This window comes from Anaerovorax odorimutans, assembly GCF_024459955.1.
Classification (GTDB): domain Bacteria; phylum Bacillota; class Clostridia; order Peptostreptococcales; family Anaerovoracaceae; genus Hominibacterium; species Hominibacterium odorimutans_A.
This window is the reverse complement of the sequence record NZ_JANFXK010000006.1, coordinates 128520-149626: the sequence shown is the minus strand read 5'-3', so window position 1 is coordinate 149626 and position 21107 is coordinate 128520. Positions and strand designations below refer to the sequence as shown.

General features: G+C 50.2%; 17 protein-coding genes. 5 read left to right on the top strand and 12 right to left on the bottom strand.

From position 1 onward, the window contains the following. Positions 1-246: 246 nt before the first annotated feature. The 9 genes from NE619_RS07220 to pyrH all read right to left on the bottom strand — a co-directional run bounded on the left by NE619_RS07220 (position 247) and on the right by pyrH (position 11014). Positions 247-4032, bottom strand: coding sequence for a PolC-type DNA polymerase III (locus tag NE619_RS07220; RefSeq protein ID WP_256131731.1), 3786 nt, complete (start codon positions 4030-4032; stop codon positions 247-249). Between the two features lie 313 nt (positions 4033-4345). Then, positions 4346-5404, bottom strand: a complete 1059-nt coding sequence (ispG, locus tag NE619_RS07215; RefSeq protein WP_256131730.1) for a flavodoxin-dependent (E)-4-hydroxy-3-methylbut-2-enyl-diphosphate synthase — start codon at positions 5402-5404, stop codon at positions 4346-4348. A gap of 10 nt (positions 5405-5414) precedes the next feature. Continuing rightward, a complete protein-coding gene (gene rseP / locus NE619_RS07210) occupies positions 5415-6428 on the bottom strand; it encodes an RIP metalloprotease RseP (RefSeq protein ID WP_256131729.1) in 1014 nt (337 codons plus the stop codon). Positions 6429-6446: 18 nt separating this feature from the next. Further along, positions 6447-7586 (bottom strand): 1-deoxy-D-xylulose-5-phosphate reductoisomerase, encoded by a 1140-nt coding sequence (locus tag NE619_RS07205; RefSeq protein WP_256131728.1) that lies wholly within the window; start codon positions 7584-7586, stop codon positions 6447-6449. Position 7587: 1 nt separating this feature from the next. After that, positions 7588-8052 carry a DUF4829 domain-containing protein gene (locus NE619_RS07200; RefSeq protein WP_256131727.1) on the bottom strand — a complete coding sequence of 155 codons (465 nt, stop codon included), beginning with the start codon at positions 8050-8052 and terminating at the stop codon, positions 7588-7590. A 3-nt stretch (positions 8053-8055) separates the two neighbouring features. Then, on the bottom strand, positions 8056-8838 hold the full coding sequence (locus tag NE619_RS07195; protein ID WP_256131726.1) for a phosphatidate cytidylyltransferase: 783 nt from the start codon (positions 8836-8838) through the stop codon (positions 8056-8058). A 3-nt stretch (positions 8839-8841) separates the two neighbouring features. After that, the gene (locus NE619_RS07190; protein WP_256131725.1) at positions 8842-9564 is read right to left on the bottom strand and encodes an isoprenyl transferase; all 723 of its coding nucleotides are present in this window, start codon (positions 9562-9564) and stop codon (positions 8842-8844) included. A 169-nt stretch (positions 9565-9733) separates the two neighbouring features. After that, positions 9734-10291 carry a ribosome recycling factor gene (gene frr, locus NE619_RS07185; RefSeq protein ID WP_256131724.1) on the bottom strand — a complete coding sequence of 186 codons (558 nt, stop codon included), beginning with the start codon at positions 10289-10291 and terminating at the stop codon, positions 9734-9736. 18 nt (positions 10292-10309) lie between these two features. Beyond that, entirely contained in the window at positions 10310-11014 is a 705-nt protein-coding gene (gene pyrH / locus NE619_RS07180) for a UMP kinase (protein ID WP_256131723.1), read from the bottom strand. A 716-nt stretch (positions 11015-11730) separates the two neighbouring features. On the opposite strand from pyrH, the gene NE619_RS07175 reads away from it, so the two are divergent. Beyond that, positions 11731-12999 (top strand): MFS transporter, encoded by a 1269-nt coding sequence (locus NE619_RS07175; RefSeq protein WP_256131722.1) that lies wholly within the window; start codon positions 11731-11733, stop codon positions 12997-12999. Between the two features lie 351 nt (positions 13000-13350). Here NE619_RS07175 and NE619_RS07170 read toward each other — a convergent pair whose 3' ends face one another. Further along, positions 13351-14529, bottom strand: a complete 1179-nt coding sequence (locus NE619_RS07170; RefSeq protein ID WP_256131721.1) for an iron-containing alcohol dehydrogenase — start codon at positions 14527-14529, stop codon at positions 13351-13353. Between the two features lie 61 nt (positions 14530-14590). Continuing rightward, the gene (locus NE619_RS07165; protein ID WP_256131720.1) at positions 14591-16240 is read right to left on the bottom strand and encodes a putative manganese-dependent inorganic diphosphatase; all 1650 of its coding nucleotides are present in this window, start codon (positions 16238-16240) and stop codon (positions 14591-14593) included. Between the two features lie 224 nt (positions 16241-16464). Between NE619_RS07165 and NE619_RS07160 the strand changes: the two genes are divergently transcribed. The 4 genes from NE619_RS07160 (at position 16465) to NE619_RS07145 (ending at position 19650) form a co-directional block, all read left to right on the top strand. After that, entirely contained in the window at positions 16465-16824 is a 360-nt protein-coding gene (locus NE619_RS07160; protein WP_256131719.1) for a CidA/LrgA family protein, read from the top strand. Beyond that, positions 16821-17513 carry an LrgB family protein gene (locus NE619_RS07155; RefSeq protein ID WP_256131718.1) on the top strand — a complete coding sequence of 231 codons (693 nt, stop codon included), beginning with the start codon at positions 16821-16823 and terminating at the stop codon, positions 17511-17513. The genes NE619_RS07160 and NE619_RS07155 overlap by 4 nt, the downstream gene beginning before the upstream one ends. Positions 17514-17630: 117 nt before the next feature. After that, entirely contained in the window at positions 17631-18332 is a 702-nt protein-coding gene (locus NE619_RS07150) for a response regulator transcription factor (protein WP_256131717.1), read from the top strand. Beyond that, positions 18325-19650, top strand: coding sequence for a sensor histidine kinase (locus NE619_RS07145; RefSeq protein WP_256131716.1), 1326 nt, complete (start codon positions 18325-18327; stop codon positions 19648-19650). Before NE619_RS07150 ends, NE619_RS07145 begins: the two co-directional genes overlap by 8 nt. A gap of 42 nt (positions 19651-19692) precedes the next feature. On the opposite strand, the gene NE619_RS07140 is transcribed toward NE619_RS07145, so the two are convergent. Beyond that, the gene (locus NE619_RS07140) at positions 19693-21105 is read right to left on the bottom strand and encodes an amidohydrolase (RefSeq protein ID WP_256131715.1); all 1413 of its coding nucleotides are present in this window, start codon (positions 21103-21105) and stop codon (positions 19693-19695) included. Positions 21106-21107: the final 2 nt, after the last annotated feature.

Genomic DNA, 21107 nt, shown 5'->3' with positions numbered 1-21107 from the left:
TGATCTGATTATGCGATATAGATTTATAGATTAATTTTTTTGGTTTTTCTTGAAGAAATTGTACCTTTTTTGACCCAAATGCAGAAAATATGTTGAAAATCGCAACTGTTAACTTCGCATCCCCTGCGCAGTCCCGGCTGTCCTGAGATGCTTTGCGTCCATTGAGTACCGGAAACAAAAAAATCGCGCCCTTTTGTCTCAATGGCACAAAATGGCGCGATTTTTATTTTCTCACTTGCTTCTCTTTTAAAACAGGCACAGCTGATCCGTTTCCGGCAGGCCTTCAAGAACACCGTGTTCACGCAGTTCTTCGATGGCTGTCTTATTGATTCTGGCCCTGTCCCGAATCTCATCCACTGTCTCATAGGGCCGCTTCTTGTATTCCTCTGCCAGGGACCTGGCTGCGTTTTCGCCCACTCCGGTGACTGCCACAAAGGGCAGTGTTACTTTGCCGTCTTCCGTGCCGAACTTGGTTCCGTCGGAACGCCCCAGGCGGGCCGGCAGAAATTCGTATCCTCTGGCGTACATTTCGTAAGCCACCTCGTAGACAGTCATCTCCGCCTCTTCTTTTTTCGAGGCATTGTTGCCTTTATTATTGATTTCCTCCATCTTTTCCTGGATGGCAAGGGATCCCTTCAGGATGACTTTCTCATTGAAGTCTGCGGCTTTGGTGGTGAAATAGACCGCGTAAAACTCCGGCGGATAGTAGACCTTGTAATAAGCGATTCGGTAAGACATCATTACATAGGCCACCGCATGGGCTCTCGGGAACATGTATTTGATCTTTTTACAGGAATCAATGTACCAGTCGGGTACGTTGTTCTCCCGCATCAGATCTTCCTGTTCCTGGGTAAGGCCCTTGCCCTTTCTGACCTTTTCCATGATTGTAAAGGCGTCTTTATTGGGCAGGCCCTTGAGCCGCAGATAGTTCATAATGTCGTCTCGGGTGGAAATCGCGTTGTCCATGGTGGCGATCCCCTTTACGATCAGTTCCTGCGCGTTATTGAGCCACACGTCGGTACCGTGGGAAAATCCGGAAATCCGCACCAGATCGGCAAATCTGGTGGGCTGGGTATCGTCCAGCATCTTACGGGTAAAGGATGTTCCGAATTCCGGTATGCCGTAGCTTCCGTGAGTAAATTTGTAGTCCGGGTCCTTAATGTCCAGTCCGTCGGTTCCGATGAAAATGCTGTTTACCTTTTCATCTTTCAGCGGCACCTTCAGCGGGTCTACTCCTGTCATGTCCTGGAGCTGACGGATCATGGACGGCACATCGTGGCCCAGAATATCCAGCTTCAAAAGGTTCTGGTCGATGGAGTGGTAATCAAAGTGGGTGGTTACGATATCCGAATTCACATCGTTGGCCGGATGCTGCACGGGACAAAACTCGTAGATCTCGTGGCCCCGGGGCACGATGATAATTCCCCCCGGATGCTGGCCGGAAGTCCTTCGCACGCCCTCACAGCAGCCGGTGAGACGGTCAGCCTCAAATTTGTTGATTGGCTGCTCCCTCTCTTCGAAATATTTCATAACGTATCCGTAAGCGGTTTTTCCCTGGATGGTGCCGATGGTTCCGGCTTTGTACACGTTCTCGGCGCCAAAGATTTCATCCACGTATTTGTGGGCCGTGGCCTGATATTCTCCGGCAAAGTTCAGGTCGATATCCGGCTCCTTGTCCGCTTCGAATCCAAGGAATGTCTCAAAGGGAATGGAAAACCCTTCCTGATTATACTTCGTACCGCACACCGGACAATTTTTTTCCGGCATATCCACGCCGCAGTCGTACTTTTCTTTATCTCCCCATTCCAGGTGCTTGCAGTTGGGGCACAGGTAATGAGGTTCCAGAGGGTTTACCTCTGTGATCCCGGACATGGTGGCAACAAAGGAGGATCCTACCGAACCCCGGGAGCCTACCAGATAACCATCGCTCATGGATTTGTTTACCAGCATTTCGGCGGCCATGTACATAACCGAATAGCCGTTATTGATAATGGAGTTCAACTCCTTGTCAAGGCGTGCCCGGATCTCTGGCGGTACCGGATCGCCATACATCGCCACGACCCGTTCCTCGCATTTCTCCCGCAGGATTTCGTCGGAGCGGTCGATCTTGGGAGGAAACTTGCCTTCGGGTACCGGCATCATGCGCTCGATTTGATCGGCGATGGCGTTGGGCGCTTCGATGACAACTTTGTGGGCCATTTCCTTTCCCAGATAGGAGAACTCCTCCAGCATTTCTTCCGTAGTCCTGAAATAAAGGCCTTTATCGCCTTCTACGTCTTTAAAGCCCTGGCCTGCCATGAGGATCCGGCGGTACAAAGCCTCTTCTTCGTCAAAATAATGGGAGTCGCAGGTCGCCACTACCGGTTTTCCGTATTTTTCACCCAAAGCAATAATTTCCCGGTTAATGTCCATCAGCTGTTCTTTATCTTTGACCGTACCGTTGTTAATCAGGAACTGATTGTTTATCAGCGGCTGAATTTCCAGATAGTCATAAAAGCTGACCAGCCGCTCGATCTCTTCGGGGCTTTCTTTGTTGAGGACCGCCCGGTAAATTTCTCCGGCTTCACAGGCCGAGCCGATAATCAGTCCTTCTCTGTGGGCAGTAACCACGGATTTGGGCATTCTTGGGCGCTTGTAAAAATAGTTCAGGTGCGAATAGGATACCAGCTTGTACAGGTTCTTAAGGCCGGTCCTGTTCTTGGCCAGGATGATCACATGATGGGTATTCTTTTTTTTGTAATCGATGGTTCCGTCTTCCTGGATGCAGTCCTTATCCTCCAGAAGATAGCCTTCCACGCCGTAAAGAATTTTGATGTCCTTGCCCGCATGGGAGGCGTCAGGGAAAGCCTGAACTACGCCGTGGTCTGTGATGGCGATGGCTTTGTGGCCCCAGCTTTCCGCTGTTTTAACCAGATTCTTCACATCGTTGAGACCGTCCATGGCGCTCATCTTGGTATGTACGTGCAGTTCCACACGCTTTTCTTCACTGTTGTCCTGGCGGAACTGCTTTTCGCCCTTCTCAATGCTTTTGGCCTTGACGGTGAGAACATTATCGAAGGTGTCCCATTCCGCTTCACCGCCGATTTTGACAACATCTCCGTTTTTCAGATGCTCGTCCACGTCCAGCCATTTTTGTTCCGGTGCGAAGAATTTGACGCAGAGAGAAGTTTTTTTATCCGTAATCAGCAGAGTGATCAGTTTGGAACCGCTCTTGATGGTTCGTTCGGCTTTTTTGAAGAGGATTCCTTCCACCACCACATGTCCGCTTTCCGGCGTGATTTCTCCCAAAGACACAGGCTCTCCGAAGATGGCCTTTCCCATGATGCGGTTTCCTGAAACCGGCTCGTACTGATCCCTCTTTCTGCCCCAGGATTTTTTCTCGCCCCATGGGGCTCCGCCGCCGTTTCCTCCGCCTCCGCCAAAGCCTCCGCTCTCGGCGGATTCCCGCCTCGGTTTGCTCTGCGCCTGCAGCTGGCGTTTTTTATTCTCTTCCGCGTCCTTCTTCTCTTGTTCCTTTATTTCCTGGTGTGCCTGCTGGTAGATTTCCTGGTGATTCTGGAAGTCTACGGAAGCCCGGATGCCAAAATTCTGTTCAAGGAGCCGTTCGAATTTGCTGGCCACCTGCTTATTGAGCAGTGCCACGGAAACTTCCCCCAAAGCAAAAATCGTCAGTCTGTCGTCCTTATATTGAAACTTTTCAGGGAAGATGGTCTTGGTAATAGACGCGTAGCTGCCATTGACGATGTGGATCATATGCTCGATGAAGAGGGCTATGATTTCTTCCGGCGTCTGGATCACATCTTCGTAGAGAAAGGTCAGCTCCACGCCGGAAAGTCCTTCCACCTCGCTTTTAACAATGGCCTGTATCTTTTCCACATCCGTAAACGGCATGACGAAATTGAGCCGTATCTGTACGGTGAGGATGTTATTGTACTTCCCCAACACCGCCCGCTCAATGGCAAATCGGTATTCTGTTTTTGGGTGCTTTCCCAGCTTTGTCCATGTAATGCTGTTTTCGATTAAGTTCTTCATTGCTTATGTCAGAATCCTTCCGTTTTTTATGTAGAGGCCAATAGAACCGGCAAAACCGGTTCTATTGGCGGGGTATCGTGTGGTTGTTTTATGGCCGTCAGCCTGTATCCAAGGTATCCAAAAAACAGACCCGGTAACTTTTCCTGTTTTTTTCGAAAAGTTACGCGTTTTGCAACGATCCTGCGGCCTTCAGACAAGCCTGCAGCACAAATTGTCATTTTTTACGGTTTCAAATAGCCGCAAACCCACAACTTTGCGTAACTTTTCCTGATTTTTTTGAAAAGTTACCGGGGTCCCCGGCTTTGCACCTCTTTTATACCTTTTCCTTTTGCACCAGCTTTATGAGTTCTTCTGCGATTTTGTCCTCCGGGACGGTCTTGATAACGGTTCCTCTGGCAAAGATCACGCCTTTTCCGTCACCGCAGGCAACGCCCAGATCCGCGTCTTTTGCTTCACCGGGTCCGTTTACCGCGCAGCCCATGACCGCGACCTTTATCTTTCGCCCGCTCAGCTTTTCTTCTATGGGTGCCAGGCTGCGTTCCACCTGCAGCGCAATGGACTCCAAGTCCACCTTCGTTCTGCCGCAGGTCGGACAGGATACCAGGTCAATGCCGCTTTCTCTGAGCCCGAGGGCAGCGAGCAGTTCTCTGGCGAAGATCACTTCTTCCACCGGATCTGCCGTGAGGGAAACCCGCATCGTATCCCCGATGCCTTCCAACAGCAGTGCTCCGATGCCTGCCGCGGATTTAACTTTTCCCCGGGAAACGGTTCCCGCCTCGGTAACGCCGATGTGCAGAGGATATTCCGTATTGGCTGCTACGATTTTGTATGCGTCATAGTTCATCTTCACATTGGAGGACTTCAGTGAGATTACAATATCGCTGAAATTCATGTCTTCAAGGATCTCCACATTGCGCAATGCGCTTTCAGCCAGACCTTCGGCGGTGGGTCCGCCGTTTTTCTCCAGAATGTCCTTTTCCAGCGATCCCGAATTAACCCCGACCCGAATGGGAATTCCGGCGGCTTTCGCCGCATCCGCCACTTGGCGCACCTTCTCTTTTTCCCCGATGTTTCCCGGATTGATACGAATTTTATCCACTCCGGAGCGGATGGCGGCCAGGGCCAGCCGGTAATCAAAATGAATGTCCGCCACCAGCGGCACGTTCGCCTGTTTTTTCAGTTCCTTTAATGCTTCCGCTGCTTCCATGTCAGGCACTGCCAGCCTGACGATCTGACAGCCCGCATCGGCAAGGCGCCGAATCTGTTTTCCCGCTGCCGCGATGTCAGCCGTATTGACATTGGTCATGGATTGGATGGAAAGGGGCGCTCCCCCTCCTATTTTTACGCTTCCGCAGTTTACTTGCTTTGTCATGCCTGGCCTCCTAATTAAAAATCGGCACAATGAACCGGACAATATCGTTCCAGGTCACGTAGATCATCAGGGCAAAGAGCAGCATGATACCGACAAAATGGATCTTTCCTTCCATCTCATCCGTTATGGCCTTGCCGGTAATTTTTCTTACGATGATAAAGAGCAACCGGCCTCCGTCCAGCGCGGGAAGCGGCAGCATATTGACAATCGCCAGGTTAAGGCTGATGAGCGCTGTCAAGTACAGCAGATAGACAAATCCGTATTTGGCAGTGTCATTGACCGCATAGACGATGCCCACCGGCCCGGTCAGCTCCTTAGTGGAAACTTCCCCGGTGAACAGCTGTTTGAGAGTGGTCCCCATCATTTTGGTCATGTTCCATGTATTGGCAGTACCTGTGACAATGGCCGTGCCAACGTTGTGCTGGCGCATGGGCACGATACCGATGACTTGACGATTGGTTCCGTCGTCCGATTTGCTCAGCTCCGAGGTCAGAGTCAGGTCCTGACCCTGGCGGTTAACCTGCACCTCTACCTGTCCTTTGGCCGCACCGATTCCTTCAATGATATCGGTCCATTCATCCACCGGCTTGCTGTCGATAGCTACGATTTCATCGCCTGACCGTATACCGGCTTTCGCTGCCGGGCCGCCGTCAGTCACCTGGTCGATGGTAGTAGTGACCGTACCGGTGTACAGCGCGATAATGATCAGAACGATGATACACAAAATCAGATTCATAGCAGCTCCCGCCACTACGATGATGGCCTTTTTCCAGGCCGGTTTGTTGTTGAAGGCTCTGGCGTCGTCCGATTCCTCGTCCTCGCCTTCCATGGCGCAGTAGCCTCCGATAGGAATGGCCCTCAGCGCGTACAGCGTCTCACCCTTTTGTTTTTTGAAAAGCGCCGGGCCCATACCCAGTGCGAATTCATTTACTTTTACGCCGCATGCTTTGGCTGCCATAAAGTGTCCAAGTTCATGGATAAAGATCAGCAGACAGAACATGATAATGGCATATATGATTGTCATAATTATCTCTTCCTCCCCTTACAGAAACGACAGCGCAGCCTCCCTCGCCTGTCTGTCCATCTCTAAAATTCCCTCTAATTCTAAATTATATTTTGGTTTGTGGGCATTTAACACCTTTTCAATGGTATTCTGGATGTCGATGAAGCGGATCTTGCCCTCTAAAAACAGCTGGACAAGAACTTCATTGGCTCCGTTGAGCACCACCGGATAGCTGCCGCCCATCAGCGAAGCGTCATAGGCAAGCTGAATGTTTTTAAACACCTTCGGATCCGGTTTTTCGAAGGTCAGATTAGCTCCCTCCGTAAAGAGATCCAGCGAATCAAAATCATTTGCCAGCCGGTCCGGATAGCTGAACGCATAACTGATAGGAATGCGCATATCCGGTTTTCCCATCTGAGCGATCACCGCTCCGTCATGGTACTCCACTGCCGAATGGACGATGCTCTGAGGATGAACGATCACCTCGATCTGATCCAGATGCACGCCGAAGAGCCACTTGGCTTCGATTACTTCCAGGCCCTTGTTCATCAGGGTCGCAGAATCAATGGTAATTTTGCTGCCCATATTCCATTTTGGATGGCGCAGAGCCTGTTCGAGCGTCACCTGTTCAAGCTGCTCTAAGCTATAACCCCGGAAAGGGCCTCCCGAGGCTGTAAGCAGTATCCGGCGCAGCGCTTTTTCCGGGTTTCCCTGCAGACACTGGAAAATGGCGCTGTGTTCGCTGTCCACCGGCAGCAGCCTGGCGCCGGTCTCTTCTGCCATCTGAGTAATCAGTTCGCCGCCGGCTACCAGCGTTTCCTTGTTGGCAAAGGCGATGTCGTTGCCTGCTTTCAAACCGTAATAGGTGGGAATCAGGCCCCGAATTCCCATCAGGGAATTGAGCACCATATCGCATTTGCTGGCAGCTGCGCGAATCAGCCCCTTTTCACCGAAGTCTACCTGTGTTCCCGGATATTTTTCAGACAGTATGATGGCGTCCTTTTCTTTTTCCACCACCACCAGCTCCGGGTTGAATTCCTCGATTTGACTGCAAAGCTGTTCAATTCTCCGGCTGCAGGAAAGCACCGATACGGAAAAGCGGTTGCGATTCCTTGCGATAACATCCAGCGCCTGCGTACCGATGGAGCCGGTACTTCCTAATATTGCGATCTTCTTCATTTTAACCTAAACCTCTTGATACGATCTTCCACTGCGAATCTTCCGTTTCTTTTATCAGATAAAAGCGCTCCTGATAGTTTCCGTCGGCATAGCCCGGGCTTTCTCCGCCTTCAAAGGCGATGTCAAAGTCCGTGTCCACGTAAGCAAAATCATACGGGTCCGGATACAGTTCCGGGTCCCACTCTTCTTTCAGCTCATCGGCTACTTCCATACAGCTGTTGAGCGTCAGGGATGTAACCAGCGTTATGTCGGGATCGTCTTCCTCAGGTTTCTGGTCATCCACGACCAGCCTGTCCATAGAATCCTGATCTCTGTTGGCCCAATAGGCAAAATACTGACGCACTACCTGATCGGGCGTATTTTCTTTCTCCGCCTCATTCTCCTTTTGGGCGCTTTTTTCTCCGCAGGCCGCAAAGACCAGCAAAGCGCACAAAATCACCCCTGTCAGCGTTATAAGTTTTTTCATCTCTTACCCCAGTATCAGTATAATGTAATAGTATACCATCGGTGCTGTGAACAGCACGCTGTCAAAGCGGTCCAAAATACCGCCGTGTCCCGGAATCAAATTTCCATAATCCTTGATGCCCATTTTCCTCTTGAATATGGATGCGGTCAGATCTCCGAACTGAGAAATGATACCGCCCAAAAGCCCGATAATCAAGCAGTGAATCAGGAGCCTCGGAATGAAGATCCAACTGAACAGTCCGCAGAGAATCACGCTGCCCAGGATTCCTCCTATGGAACCTTCAATGGTCTTTTTAGGGCTGATCTTGGGGCACAGCTTATGTTTTCCAAGGAATACGCCTGTGAAGTAAGCCATCACATCGGTTCCAAAGGCAGTAAGCACGATCAGCCACACCAGAATGGAATATTCTCCTGTCTGATCCACCAGCAGCACGTGGTAGGAAAAAAAGACAATGTAGAAAATACCGGTGATCGTCGCCAGGCCGTCCTCCAGCTTTCTCTCCTCAATTTTAAACAGATACAGCAGGCTGATCAGCACACAGCCAAAGAACCATATCATATACCAATGATAATCCTTCGTAAACATATTGATGGCATACAGCCCCAGTATGGCCGCATAAGCGGCATTGTAGCACGGCTTTATACCCATAGCTTCAAAGCCGTGATAGAATTCTCTCACAGCCATGACGCCGATGAGAAAACAGGCTAGCATCAGAACGTATCCGCCGAAATACAGAACGGCCAGAAGCGGCACCATGATCAGTCCGGATAAAATTCTTGTCTTCATAAATTACCTCCCGCCGAACCGTCTGTCACGGCTCTGATATTCTTCGATCGCCTTTTCATATTCGGCCGGCGAAAAGTCCGGCCAGAGTACATCCGAAAATACCAGCTCACTGTAAGCGGTCTGCCACAGCAGATAGTTGGAAAGTCTCATCTCTCCGCTGGTACGGATCACCAGTTCGGGGTCAGGTGAGTCGGCCTCGTATTTACCGGTGAACAAACGGTCACTGATGGTTTCTTCTGTGATCGCTTCCGGTTCCAGGCGCCCCTCTTTGATCTCCTGCCCAATGGCGCGGACGGCACGTCTGATTTCGTCTCTTCCCCCATAATTCAAGGCTATGTTAAACTGGAGCCCCGTATTATTTTTAGTCGCTTCCAGTGTTTTCTCCAAACTTTTTTTGGCGTCTTCCGGTATCTGCGAATAATCTCCCAGGACTTTCACTCTCACATTGTTTTCGATCAGCCCTTTAAGATCGCTGTTAACATAAGCCACAAGCAGCTTGAAGATTCCCGATACTTCCGCCAGCGACCGTTTCCAGTTTTCCGTAGAAAAGGCGTAGACGGTCAGATATTTGATTCCCAGTTTGTCGGAGTGATCCACGATCTTTTTCATGGCCTTCATTCCGGCGTTGTGCCCCATCACCCGGGGCAGGTTTTTCTGTTTTGCCCAGCGGCCGTTTCCATCCATGATGATGGCCACATGGACAGGCATGCGCTCTTTGTCTAACATATAATATCCTCTGAAATCCGTTTTTTATCATACAGGCGGTCTGCGGTGTCCGCCGCTTCCTGTATTCGGGATTCCGTCATTCATACTTTCTTTATATTTAAGAAACAGATGTGGTTAATTTTTAACCACATCTGACAATTTTCTATCTGAAGATCATTTCCGGCTGAAACTAAACTTCCATGATCTCTTTTTCTTTCTCCGCTACCAGTGCGTCGATATCCTTGATGGCCTTGTCCACAGCTTTCTGAACGTCTTCCATTTCGCCCTTCAGGTCGTCTTCTGTCAGTTCGCCGTTCTTCTGTTCTTTTTTCAGCTCATCGTTTGCTTCTCTTCTCAGGTTTCTCACCGCCACTTTCGTTTCTTCGCCGATTTTCTTTACAGTCTTGGTCAGCTCTTTTCTTCGTTCCTCCGTTACCTGAGGGATCGTCAGACGGATCACTTTTCCATCGTTGGCAGGAGTAATTCCGATATCCGCGATATTGATTCCCTTCTCCACCTCCGGAATGGACTTGGGATCAAAGGGTGAAATCAGCAGCGTCCTTGGGTCCGGCACTGAAATATTTGCAAGGTTTTTCAGCGGTGTAGGGGTACCGTAGTAATCTACCATTACCCGATCTACGAGGGCCGCATTGGCTTTTCCCGCTCTTACGGTAGCCAGTTCTTCTTTTAAAAGGGATAAACTTTTGGTAACTTTCGTTCCCAGAATTTCCTGTACGTCGATACTCATTTTCTTTCCTCCTGTTTGTTATTTGATAATCGTTCCTATTTTTTCGCCGCATACGGCCCGCATTACGTTGCCTTCCTGCGCGATTCCGAATACGTGGATGTCGATGTGATTGTCCCTGCAGAGTGATGCAGCCGTGGAATCCATAACTCCCAGGCCCTTTTCCAGAATCTCCTGATGGGTCAGTTCATCGTATTTGACTGCCTTTGGATCTACTTCCGGATCTGCCGAATATACGGCATCGACCTTCTTCGCCAGCAGAATAACCTCGGCGTCGATCTCGGCGGCACGGAGAGCTGCTGTCGTATCGGTTGAGAAGAACGGATTTCCGGTCCCTGCCCCGAAGATAACGACTCTTCCCTTTTCCAGATGGCTCATGGCTTTGCGCCTTACATAAGGCTCCGCCACTTCTCTCATTTCAATGGCTGTCTGCACTCTGGTGGGAATCCCTTCCGCTTCACAGGCGTCCTGCATAGCCATAGCGTTCATGACTGTAGCCAGCATACCGATGTAGTCGGCAGTGGCCCGGTCCATGTTCTTGCTGGTTCTTCCTCTCCAAAAGTTGCCGCCGCCCACAACAACGGCTACCTGTACGCCCATATCGCGGACTTCTTTGATCTGAAGAGCTACTTTTTTCAGCATCTCCTCGTTCAGTCCGAATTTATCTTCCCCAGCCAGGGCTTCTCCGCTGATCTTCAAAAGGACTCTCTTGTATTTTGATTCCATACGTGTCTCCTCTGTTTTTTCTTAAGTATACTTCTATGTTTCCAACGGCGGAACCGCCATAACGCGCAAGCTGCATCGCTGCGCGATTCAATGAACGCTTCCCAGATGGTTGCGTTCATTATACTGCGCAAGCCATGTCGCAGCGCAATTCAATGGTTCCTTCCTTGCGGCAACGCCGCTTTCAAACGATGGAACCATTATACCGCGCAAGCCGTGTCGCTGCGCGATTCAATGAACGCTTCCTTGCGGCAACGCCGTTTTCCAGATGGTTGCGTTCATTATACCACAAACCCCATCTGCCGGGCAACTGTCTGCGGCGGTTTTCACACGGCCTACACAGGAGAAATTCCATGGGCGCATCCCTGTCAGAGCGCAATATCAATCAGGTCAGAAAAAAAGCGAAGGCATGACATTTTCATCCGGATTTTCACCGGAACCCACGGCAGAATATCATAATACGCGCTCATTTAAACAGTAAACGATATTTTAAGAAATAAAAACGGCGGAGATTCCGTAAAACTATCCAAATAGCGCAACTAAATCTCTCCCATTGATATTCAGCCTCTTTCAGTTTTCCGAATTGCTGCGAAACTGTCAAAATCACGCTGTTTCTTTATGTTTAGTGACATTTTGGGGTATGGGCCACAGTTCAATGTTGACCGCGGTCCATCCCACGCTTATACTCAAAGCAGATAAACGCTTAAGGAGGACCTGTTATGCTGCCGAAAGATTCACGGGTTTTAAAAGAAAACGCTTTCCATCCCACCCAGCTGAAGGTGTTTTTCGTAATGATCACCCTGTACACCTTTTATTTTACCTGCAACAACAATCTGGGCGTCGCCACCAGCCACATTCAGCAGGACTTTGACCTCAACAATGCCCAGTTCGGCATCCTGTTTACCATCTTTACGCTGGGCTTCGGATTGGGACAGTTTTTCTCCGGTTACCTGGGAGACCGATACAGCCCTAAAATGCTGATGTTTATCGGGGCGCTTGGCGCGATTATCGGCAATATCGGCTTTGGGTTATCCGGCAGCATGGCGGCGTTTTCCGTCTTTTGGGCGATCAACGCCGTATCGCTGGCCATGGGCTGGTCTCCCGGATGCAGCATTTTGTTCCGATGGATTCCTCAAAAGCGCTGGGGACTGTTCATGGGATTTTTCGATGCCTTTGCCTTTTTGGGCGGCATCATCATTTACCCCATCGCCGGGTTTGCCATCACCTATTTCAGCTGGCGGGCTGCCTTCTTCGTTCCGTCCGCGTTTCTGGCAATTTGGGCGGTTATCTTTTGGGTCCATGTGAAAGATACGCCGCAGCAGGCCGGTTTTTCCGTGGAATGGAGCGAATCGGACAACCAGGAACAGGTTTGTCTGAAGGATTATTGGATGATCATTAAGGACCCGATTATCATTCTGGTTTCCCTCTCCACCATTTGCAGTCAGTTCGTCCGGTGGGGACTGGTCAACTGGATTATAAAAATTCTCTCCACTTCCCCGCAGCAAGGCGGGTTTGGCGTAGTGCTCATCACCGCCACCCTCATTGCTTCCGCCATGCACTGGGGAGGCGCGCTTTTCTCCATTGCGCTGGGGCATCTTTCCGACACAGTATTTAAAGGAAGCCGCTGGCAGACCATTTTGCTGGGATTTCTCGTCAGCTGCGTCAGCCTGCTGCTCATCTATTGGAAAGGGCCGGAGCTTCTGGAGCTGCGGGGCGGCATCCTGCTGCTGGCCGCGCTGCTGTTTCTGGCCGGAGGCTGCGTGCAGGGCGTACAGGCTCCTCTTTTCAACCTGCCCGGCGACCTTTTGGGAACCAGGCTGGGCGGTACGGGCGTAGGCATCGTCAACGGCTGGTCCTACATCGGCGCTTCCTTCGCCGGAGTCACGCTTGGTTTCGTTATGGACCGGTTCGGGCTCACTTCCTGTCTGCTGCTGATGGCCGGAATTTCGTTTCTGGGCGCGCTGGTAATCGCAATCGTACGGAAATAGCAATTGAAAAACGCAGCGTGTCCGGCCCCAGAAAGGGAATGCTGTGGGAAAGGCTAAAGATCTGGCGAAGGGGAGGGAGCTTTCGAAGGAGATCTTGGCGGCAGCAGCGGACGCGGGCGGGCGCCACCTGCGTTTAGCCGTATAAAACAAAAGTTATCCATATTCTCCTTACAAGAAGAGAATATGGATAACTTTGCAACGGTCTGGACGGTTCGTTTTTTTAAATCAGGCCATTTAGCGAAAAATACTCCAAAACAGGCTCCTGCGGGCCACAACTTTTATCCATAAAGAAGTATTTTTCGCTGAATATGGGTAAAGGCTCCCGGATATGGACCATCCAAACCAATCCGGCTAAAAGTCCACATCTTCCCCGTAATAAATACAGGTCAGCAGTTTTTCCATGGACGGCGTGTCGATCGCCCGCGGGTTGGACCCGGTACAGGCATCTTCCACCGCGTTTGCCGCCAGCTCAGGCAGCTTTTCCTTGAACTCGGTCTCATCAATGCCGAATTCTTTCAGGCTGGCCGGGATGCCCATATAGCGGTTCATTTCACCGATGCGGCCACACAGCTTCTCAATGCTTTCTTTTCTCGTTCCTTCGATACCCATGATTTCGGCAATGTCCACATAACGCTTAAAAGCCTCTTCCACTCTGGCGTTGTAGCGGATCACGTAAGGCAGATACATGGCGTTGGCTATGCCGTGGGTAATATGGCCCTTGGAGAAGGCCGCGCCTGTTTTATGGGCCATTGAGTGAACGATGCCCAGCAGCGCGTTGGAGAAAGCCATTCCTGCCAGACACTGGGCATAATGGATTTCTTCCCGTTCTTTCATATCGCCGTCATAGGATTTAATCAGGCTGCTGTTAATCATATCGATCGCTTTCAATGCCAGAGGATCGGTAAACGCCGAATGGGCGGCGGAAACATACGCCTCAATAGCATGTGTCAGGGCATCCATCCCGGTGCAGGCTGTCAGATCCTTTGGCATTGCCTCGGCCAGAGCCGGATCGACGATCGCCAGATCGGGGGTAATGTTAAAGTCTGCGAGGGGATACTTAATTCCCTTTTTATAGTCTGTGATTACGGAAAAGGCGGTCACCTCGGTAGCCGTTCCGGAAGTGGACGGGATCGCCGCGAATCTGGCTTTTTTCCTCAGCTCCGGAAAGCTGAACGGAACCAGCAGATCTTCAAAAGAAACCTGCGGATGTTCGTAAAACACCCACATGGCCTTAGCTGCGTCAATCGGTGAACCGCCGCCCATGGCAACGATCCAGTCCGGCTGGAATTCCTCCATGGCCTTGGCGCCCTTCATAACCGTCTCCACAGACGGATCCGGCTCCACGCCTTCAAAGACGGAAGTCTCCATTCCCCCTTCTTTCAGCAGAGAGAGGACCCGGTCCACAAAACCCAGACGCTTCATAGTGCCTCCGCCCAGCACCAGCATCGCCTTTTTCCCGCTGATCGTTCTTAACGCTTCCAGAGAATTCTCTCCATAGTAGATATCCCGCGGTAAAGTAAATCTTTTCATAACACGTTTCTCCTTTTGTATAATAGCCTTCTTGTTATTAGTATAAAAGGATTGGGAAGAACTATTCGTTTTCCTGCAAAGTGCTCATAAAGGCCGGGATCAACTGTTTTTTCCGCGAAACAACGCCTTCCAGCAGATAGCTTTCCTGATCGCTCTCAATGCCAAAGGACTCTTTCACCAATTGATGGCTTCCCTCCCCAAAACAGAGCAGACGCGTGCTTTCCTCCAGAATATTGGTCAGCATGTAAAAGACCATGGTCATATTGTTCTTGCCGCACTGCGTTTCCATGAACGGCTCCAGCCGCGCGCCCAGAAGTTCCAGTTCTTCCGCGTCAAAGGAACTGATCTGGCCCACGCCAAAGCTTTCTTCACCGGCGATAAACTTTTTAAAATCCTGAAAGAAGACTTCTTCTGCCGATTTGTCCAGCAGATTGCTCCCCGCATGAAACATCTCTCTGGCAAAGGGCTCAATATGAATATTGGCGATCCGGGCCAGCGATTCGGCCGCTGCCTGATCGGCGGGCGTACAGGTGGGCGAACGGAACATCAAAGTATCGGAGAGAATGGACGCGCACAGCAGCCCTGCGATCTCCGGCTGGACATCCAGTCTTTTTTCCCCATAAATCTGATAGAGAATCGTCGCCGTGCATCCCACCGGCTGATTGCGGAAATAGATCGGCTCAATCGTTTCCAGGGAACCCAGGCGATGGTGGTCGATAATTTCCAGAACCTGAGCGTCCTCCACATTATCCACGGTCTGGCTCTTTTCATTGTGATCCACCAGAATCAGCTGTTTTTTCTGCATACCCAGGAAGTTACGTCTGGATATGGTTCCCACATAAGCGCCGTTTTTATCCAGCACCGGAAAGGCTCTGTGTCTGGTGTTGGCCATGATTTCTTTGATATCGTCCGTATAGTCTTCCGTGCGGAAGGTAAGAAGCTCCCCTTTATTCATAATATGGCTGACGGGAATGCTCTGGTCGATCAGTCTGGCGACCGTAAAGGTGTCCAGCGGTGTGCTGATGATCACGCAGCCTGTCTTCTGGGCGATTTTGCGGATACTGCGGCCCACTTTGGCATTGACACAGACAATCATGCAGCCCGCGCCCTGTTCCACTGCCCGCAGGTGGTCTTCGTAACGATTTCCAAGAAGGATCAGGTCACCCTGCTCCAGGTACGTTTCCATGGTGTCCGGATGGGCCGCCCCAATGATGACCTTTCCCTTTGAAAACACATCGTTTCCGTCACCCACCAGGATCGTTCCTTCTACGGTTTCGGCAATGCTGGAAAATCGGGTCCCGGCTTTGGAAAGAAAGCGGCTGTCCCGTCCGTCGATATAGGATTTTGCGATGTCTCCCTTGGTAACGAGTCCTTCCAGACGACCGTCCTCTCCGGTGACCGGAAGCGTTACCGCCTCGGATTCGGTCATGATCCTCCAGGCGTCGCGGATGGAAATTTCCCGGTCAACGCCGGGCGTTCTGCGGATCTCCATATCCTTAACCTGCGTACCCACATCGGAAAGATAGACAGGCGGTTCCATGCCAAAGCGCTTCAGCACGTATTCCGTCTCCTCGTTGATCTGCCCTGCCCTGGCGGCGATATAAGTTTCTTCCTCCGTACGGTTTTTAATGTCCGCATAGGCAATAGCCGATGAAATCGAATCCGTATCCGGGTTCTTGTGGCCCACTATATAAATTGGCTGTTTTTTCACTGTTCTCCCCCTTTTTATTGAGAAAAGATATCGCCGTTTGACGATATCCGCAGGCAGTTGCGAAAATCCGGACTGCCTGACGCAAGCCGCTGTAGTTTCCTACTATTGTAATCGTTCCTCTCTGCCGGCGCAAGCGATGTTTTGTTAAAAATTTTTTAATTTACCGCATTGTGTATGCAATATGATATGCTATACTGTCAAGGTGCGAAAAGGAGGCATTAAAGTTGAAATATCTGGCTCAATTCGGAATTATCATCGCAATAACCTTTGCAGGGGAACTTTTGAACCGTTTGATTCCCGCTCCCGTCCCCGCCAGCATCTACGGACTGGTGATTCTGCTGATCCTGCTTCTTTCGGGGCTGCTGAAAGTATCACAGGTTAAAGAAACCAGCGATTTTCTGATTGCCGTCATGCCCATCATGTTCGTCCCTCCTGCCGTGGGACTAATGGAAAGCTGGGGCATTCTCTCGGGAAACCTGATAGCGATTCTGGTCATTCTGGTGGTCTCGACGATTCTGGTCATGGCGGTTACCGGTATGGTGATTCAGGCTCTGGCAAAGAAATCAGGGGGTGAAAGCAAATGAAAGAAGTTTTTATAGATTCTGCTGTTTTGGGCGTCCTGATTACCATTGGGGCGTTCCAGCTGGGCATGTTTTTGAAGAGGAAGCTCAAATGGTCACTTCTCAACCCGGTCCTCGTGGCCACGGCTTTAATCATCCCTGCCCTGCTGCTTTTGGACATCGACTATCGAGTATATGAAGAAGGAGCCAAATATATCACTTATCTACTGACTCCTGCTACCATATGTCTTGCTGTCCCGCTGTATGAACAGATCGAAGTGCTGAAGAAAAACGCGCTGGCCATACTGGCCGGAATCTTTTCCGGGGTTCTCACCAGTATGCTGTGCATTCTCGGATTTGCGCTGCTGTTCAAATTGGATCACCAGTTGTACGTCACTCTGCTGCCCAAGTCCATCACCACGGCCATGGGCATCGGTGTTTCTCAGGAGCTGGGCGGCATCGTTACAATCACCGTTATGACGATCATCGTAACCGGCATCATTGGGAACATCCTCGCGGACGCCATCTTCAAAGTTTTTCGCATCCGGCACCCTGTAGCAAAAGGCGCGTCCATCGGAACAGCCGCCCATGTGATCGGTACTTCACGGGCAGTCGAACTGGGTGAAATCGAAGGAGCCATGAGCGGTCTGGCAATCGCTGTGGCCGGTCTCATGACTGTAGGCGCCTCAGCTGTTTTTTCACTGTTTCTCTAAGCGCTTTCAGGGGGAGGAAACGCAATGCGCCGGGAACCTCTAAAGAAAACTTAAATTTCCCTTTTTCTGTAGTTTCCCGGAAAAAGCTATTATATAATAAGCGACGAGGTGAGGATTATGGATTCAGACAAAAAGAAAATTTTATTTGCCGATGATGACCCGGAGATCCGCGAGGTTGTCCGCATTTTACTGGAGAGCGAAGGCTATGAGGTCGTGGAAGCAACCAACGGAAACGAGGCCGTATCCATGGCTGACAGCAGCATTGATCTGGTCATCCTGGATGTGATGATGCCCGGCTGCTCAGGCGTGACAGCATGTGCGGAGATCCGGAAAAATTCCACAGTGCCGATTCTGTTCCTGACAGCAAAAACGCAGGATTCGGACAAAACAGTGGGCTTTTCCGCAGGCGGCGATGACTACCTGGCCAAGCCGTTTTCCTATTCGGAACTGATCGCGCGGGTCAAGGCCATGCTCCGCCGATACTATGTCTACTGTGGAAAACAGACCACCGAGGATAGGGAAAAGCTGCAGGTCAAGGATCTGCAGATCGACACGGGAATCAATGAAGTCCGAAAAAACGGCACCAAGATTGCTCTGACGGACCTGGAGTACCGAATTTTGTATCTGCTGGCCAGCAACAGGAAAAAAATCTTTACCATACAGAATATATACGAAAGCGTTTGGAACGAGCCTTATTTTTATAATTCCAACAATACGGTCATGGTACATATCCGAAATCTCCGCAAAAAGCTGGAGGACGACCCTCAGAATCCGAAATACATAACCAATGTCTGGGGAAAGGGGTATCGAATTGAGTAAAAAAACGCGTGGGAGACGGCTCAGTATCGAGCTGACTGTGCTGACAGCCTGCAGCGCGGCCCTGGCGATTCTCCTGCTCTTCCTTTTGCATACGGCATCCTGGAAGGTTCTGGATTATGTTCTGGACAATCCCGAAATGGTAACGAAACAGGAAGAAAAATGCGTATCGCGTCTACAGAATTACATCGATGAAAACAAGCTTTCTTCTACGGACTCGGATAAGCTGAAGGATTGGGTTTCAAGGCAGCGTAACCTGATTTTAACCATATATCGTGATAATCAGCCTCTTTTCAGCAGCGACGAAAACATCGTAGTCGCACCGTCCGATGTGGACAGTTCCCTTGTGAGCGAAGACGAGGTCTACGGTTCCAAGCAATATGACCTGCGATTCGCAGATGGAAAAGCCGAAGCCACCATGACCTATATGTTTGAAAACCGTTACTATTTATTTGCCGACGTGTGCGCGGGCCTCATCTCCTTTGGGCTGTTCATGTTGGTTCTCTTCCTGTTCATCCGTCATAAAATGAAATATATCGCACTGATTGAAAGCGAACTGAAGATTCTCAAGGGCGGTGACCTGGACTACTTTGTAACAGAGCGGGGAACCGATGAGCTGGCTTCGCTGGCCCATGAGATCAACGCCATGCGCTGCGCGATCAAAGAGCGGCAGGAGGCGGAGGAGAGCTATCAACAGTCGAGTCGTGAGCTGGTGACCGCCATGTCCCACGACCTGCGAACGCCCCTGACCGCTCTCATCGGTTACATCGATATTCTCTATATGGGAAAATATCAGGACGCAGAGCAGAAGCGGCAGTATTTTGAAGCTTTACGCCACAAAGCTTATCAGATCAAGGACATGTCCGACAAACTCTTTGAATATTTCATCGTATTCGGTAAGGAGTCCGATGGCCCGGACATGCAGACCGCCGGCGCCGCGGAGTTCATCGGCCAGGTTGTGGAGGAAAGTCTCTTTGATCTGGAAAGCAGGGGTTTTACCATTATCCGCAGCTCCAATGAGGTCAATTGCAGCCTGACCATTGACGTGGATTCCATCCGCAGGGTCTTTGGCAATATTTTTTCCAACCTGATTAAATATGCCGACCCTGATACGCCGATCAGGGTCGAATATGAACAGCAGCCAGATAAACTGCTGATCCGCTTTGAAAATCGCATCAACAGCAGCCTTACCAATAGAGAGAGCAGTAATATCGGCCTCAAAACCTGCGAAAAGATTATGGCGGAGCATAAGGGAACGTTCCGATATAAAAAGCAGGAAGAGATGTTCCTTGTGGAGATTTCCCTTCCTGCGTGGCAGTAGAAAATATGTAATTATGAAAAAATTCAGTTGGAAACGCCTCAACTATTTTTGATAGAAAATCCTGTACTTTTCCATTTCAGAACGATTGGCATCTGTAGCAGGCCGAATGCTTTTATCAAAGAGCGATTCATAAACTCTGCCGCCCAGACGCTTGTGCAGTTCTTCTTTCGCCGCATCGATTAATTCAGGCTGTTCGATCAGTTCGATTGCCGTACATGCCAGTATTTTAGATGCTGTAGAAACTGTATTCCTTCCGGCATCGCTCCCGGCAAACCTGGTAACGATCCAGTTGTGCCATCCGATGCCGTCGGGAACCAGTTCTACCAGCGCAATATCCATAGGTGCAAACCAGCTATATTCCGAGGAGTCATTGACTGGCATATTGGTGCGGGTAAAAGGCTCAGGTTCTTTTCCCATTTTTGTAACCGCAACACCCATCCTCTCCTGTATTTCAGCAGCGCTCTTCCGATCTTCATTCGAAAACTCAGGATTCCCCACATATTCGAAATTACGCTGCATTGCTTTTGAAATCACTTCGTTAGGTATTTTTTCATGTATAACAGTGATTAGTTCTTTTGTGACCTGAGTTTCCGTCGCCAAAGCAATGCCGTCGGCACAGTTGTCTACCCGGCGTTTGAGTTCTTTAATTTCTTCGGCTTTCCCCATTCTTCCGACACACCATAAAGTCGCCTTTTCCGGTACAACGTTTGGCGTTCCTCCGACATTTTCAAAATTGTAATTTAATGTAGTTTCCCCGCCTGTTTTTCCCGGTAAAAGATGTTCCCTTAAAAACTCCAGCGCATTGCTCATAAGTATGGCCGCATCCAAAGCACTCCTTCCAAACCAGGGGGCATTCCCATGTGCGGTTTTGCCTGTAAAATGATACTTGCAGTTAAAGTATGCGGTGCTCTCCGTATACCCCGCTTTGCTGTATTCCATGGGATGCCAGTCAAGAAGGCAATCCAAATTTTCAAAATATCCTTCACGGGCCATGAAGGGTTTACCGATGCACAGTTCTTCGGCAGGAGTTCCAAATATTTTCAGGCGGGCCTTTAATCTGCCTGAATCGATTAGTGCTTTTACCGCACCGGCAGCCATTGCTCCGCCTATAGCCATTAGATTGTGGCCGCAGCCGTGACCGGGCGCGCCTTCTATCAGACTGCACCTTTCATTTTTCCTCCTGTCCTGAGATAGCGTCGGAAGTGCGTCATATTCACAGCTAAACCCAATTACAGGTCCCTCCACACCATAGGAAGCGATAAACGCAGTCGGCATGCCCGCAACCCCTTTTTCAACCGCATACCCTTCCTTGGAAAGAAACTCGGTTAAAAGTCCAGAGGCATAATGCTCCTGCATACTCAACTCCGGATTTTCCCAAAGGGCATCCGAAATTTCAAAGTATCTGCAGCAGTTATCTTCAATCCATCTTATAGCTTGTTCTTTTAAATTCTCCATTT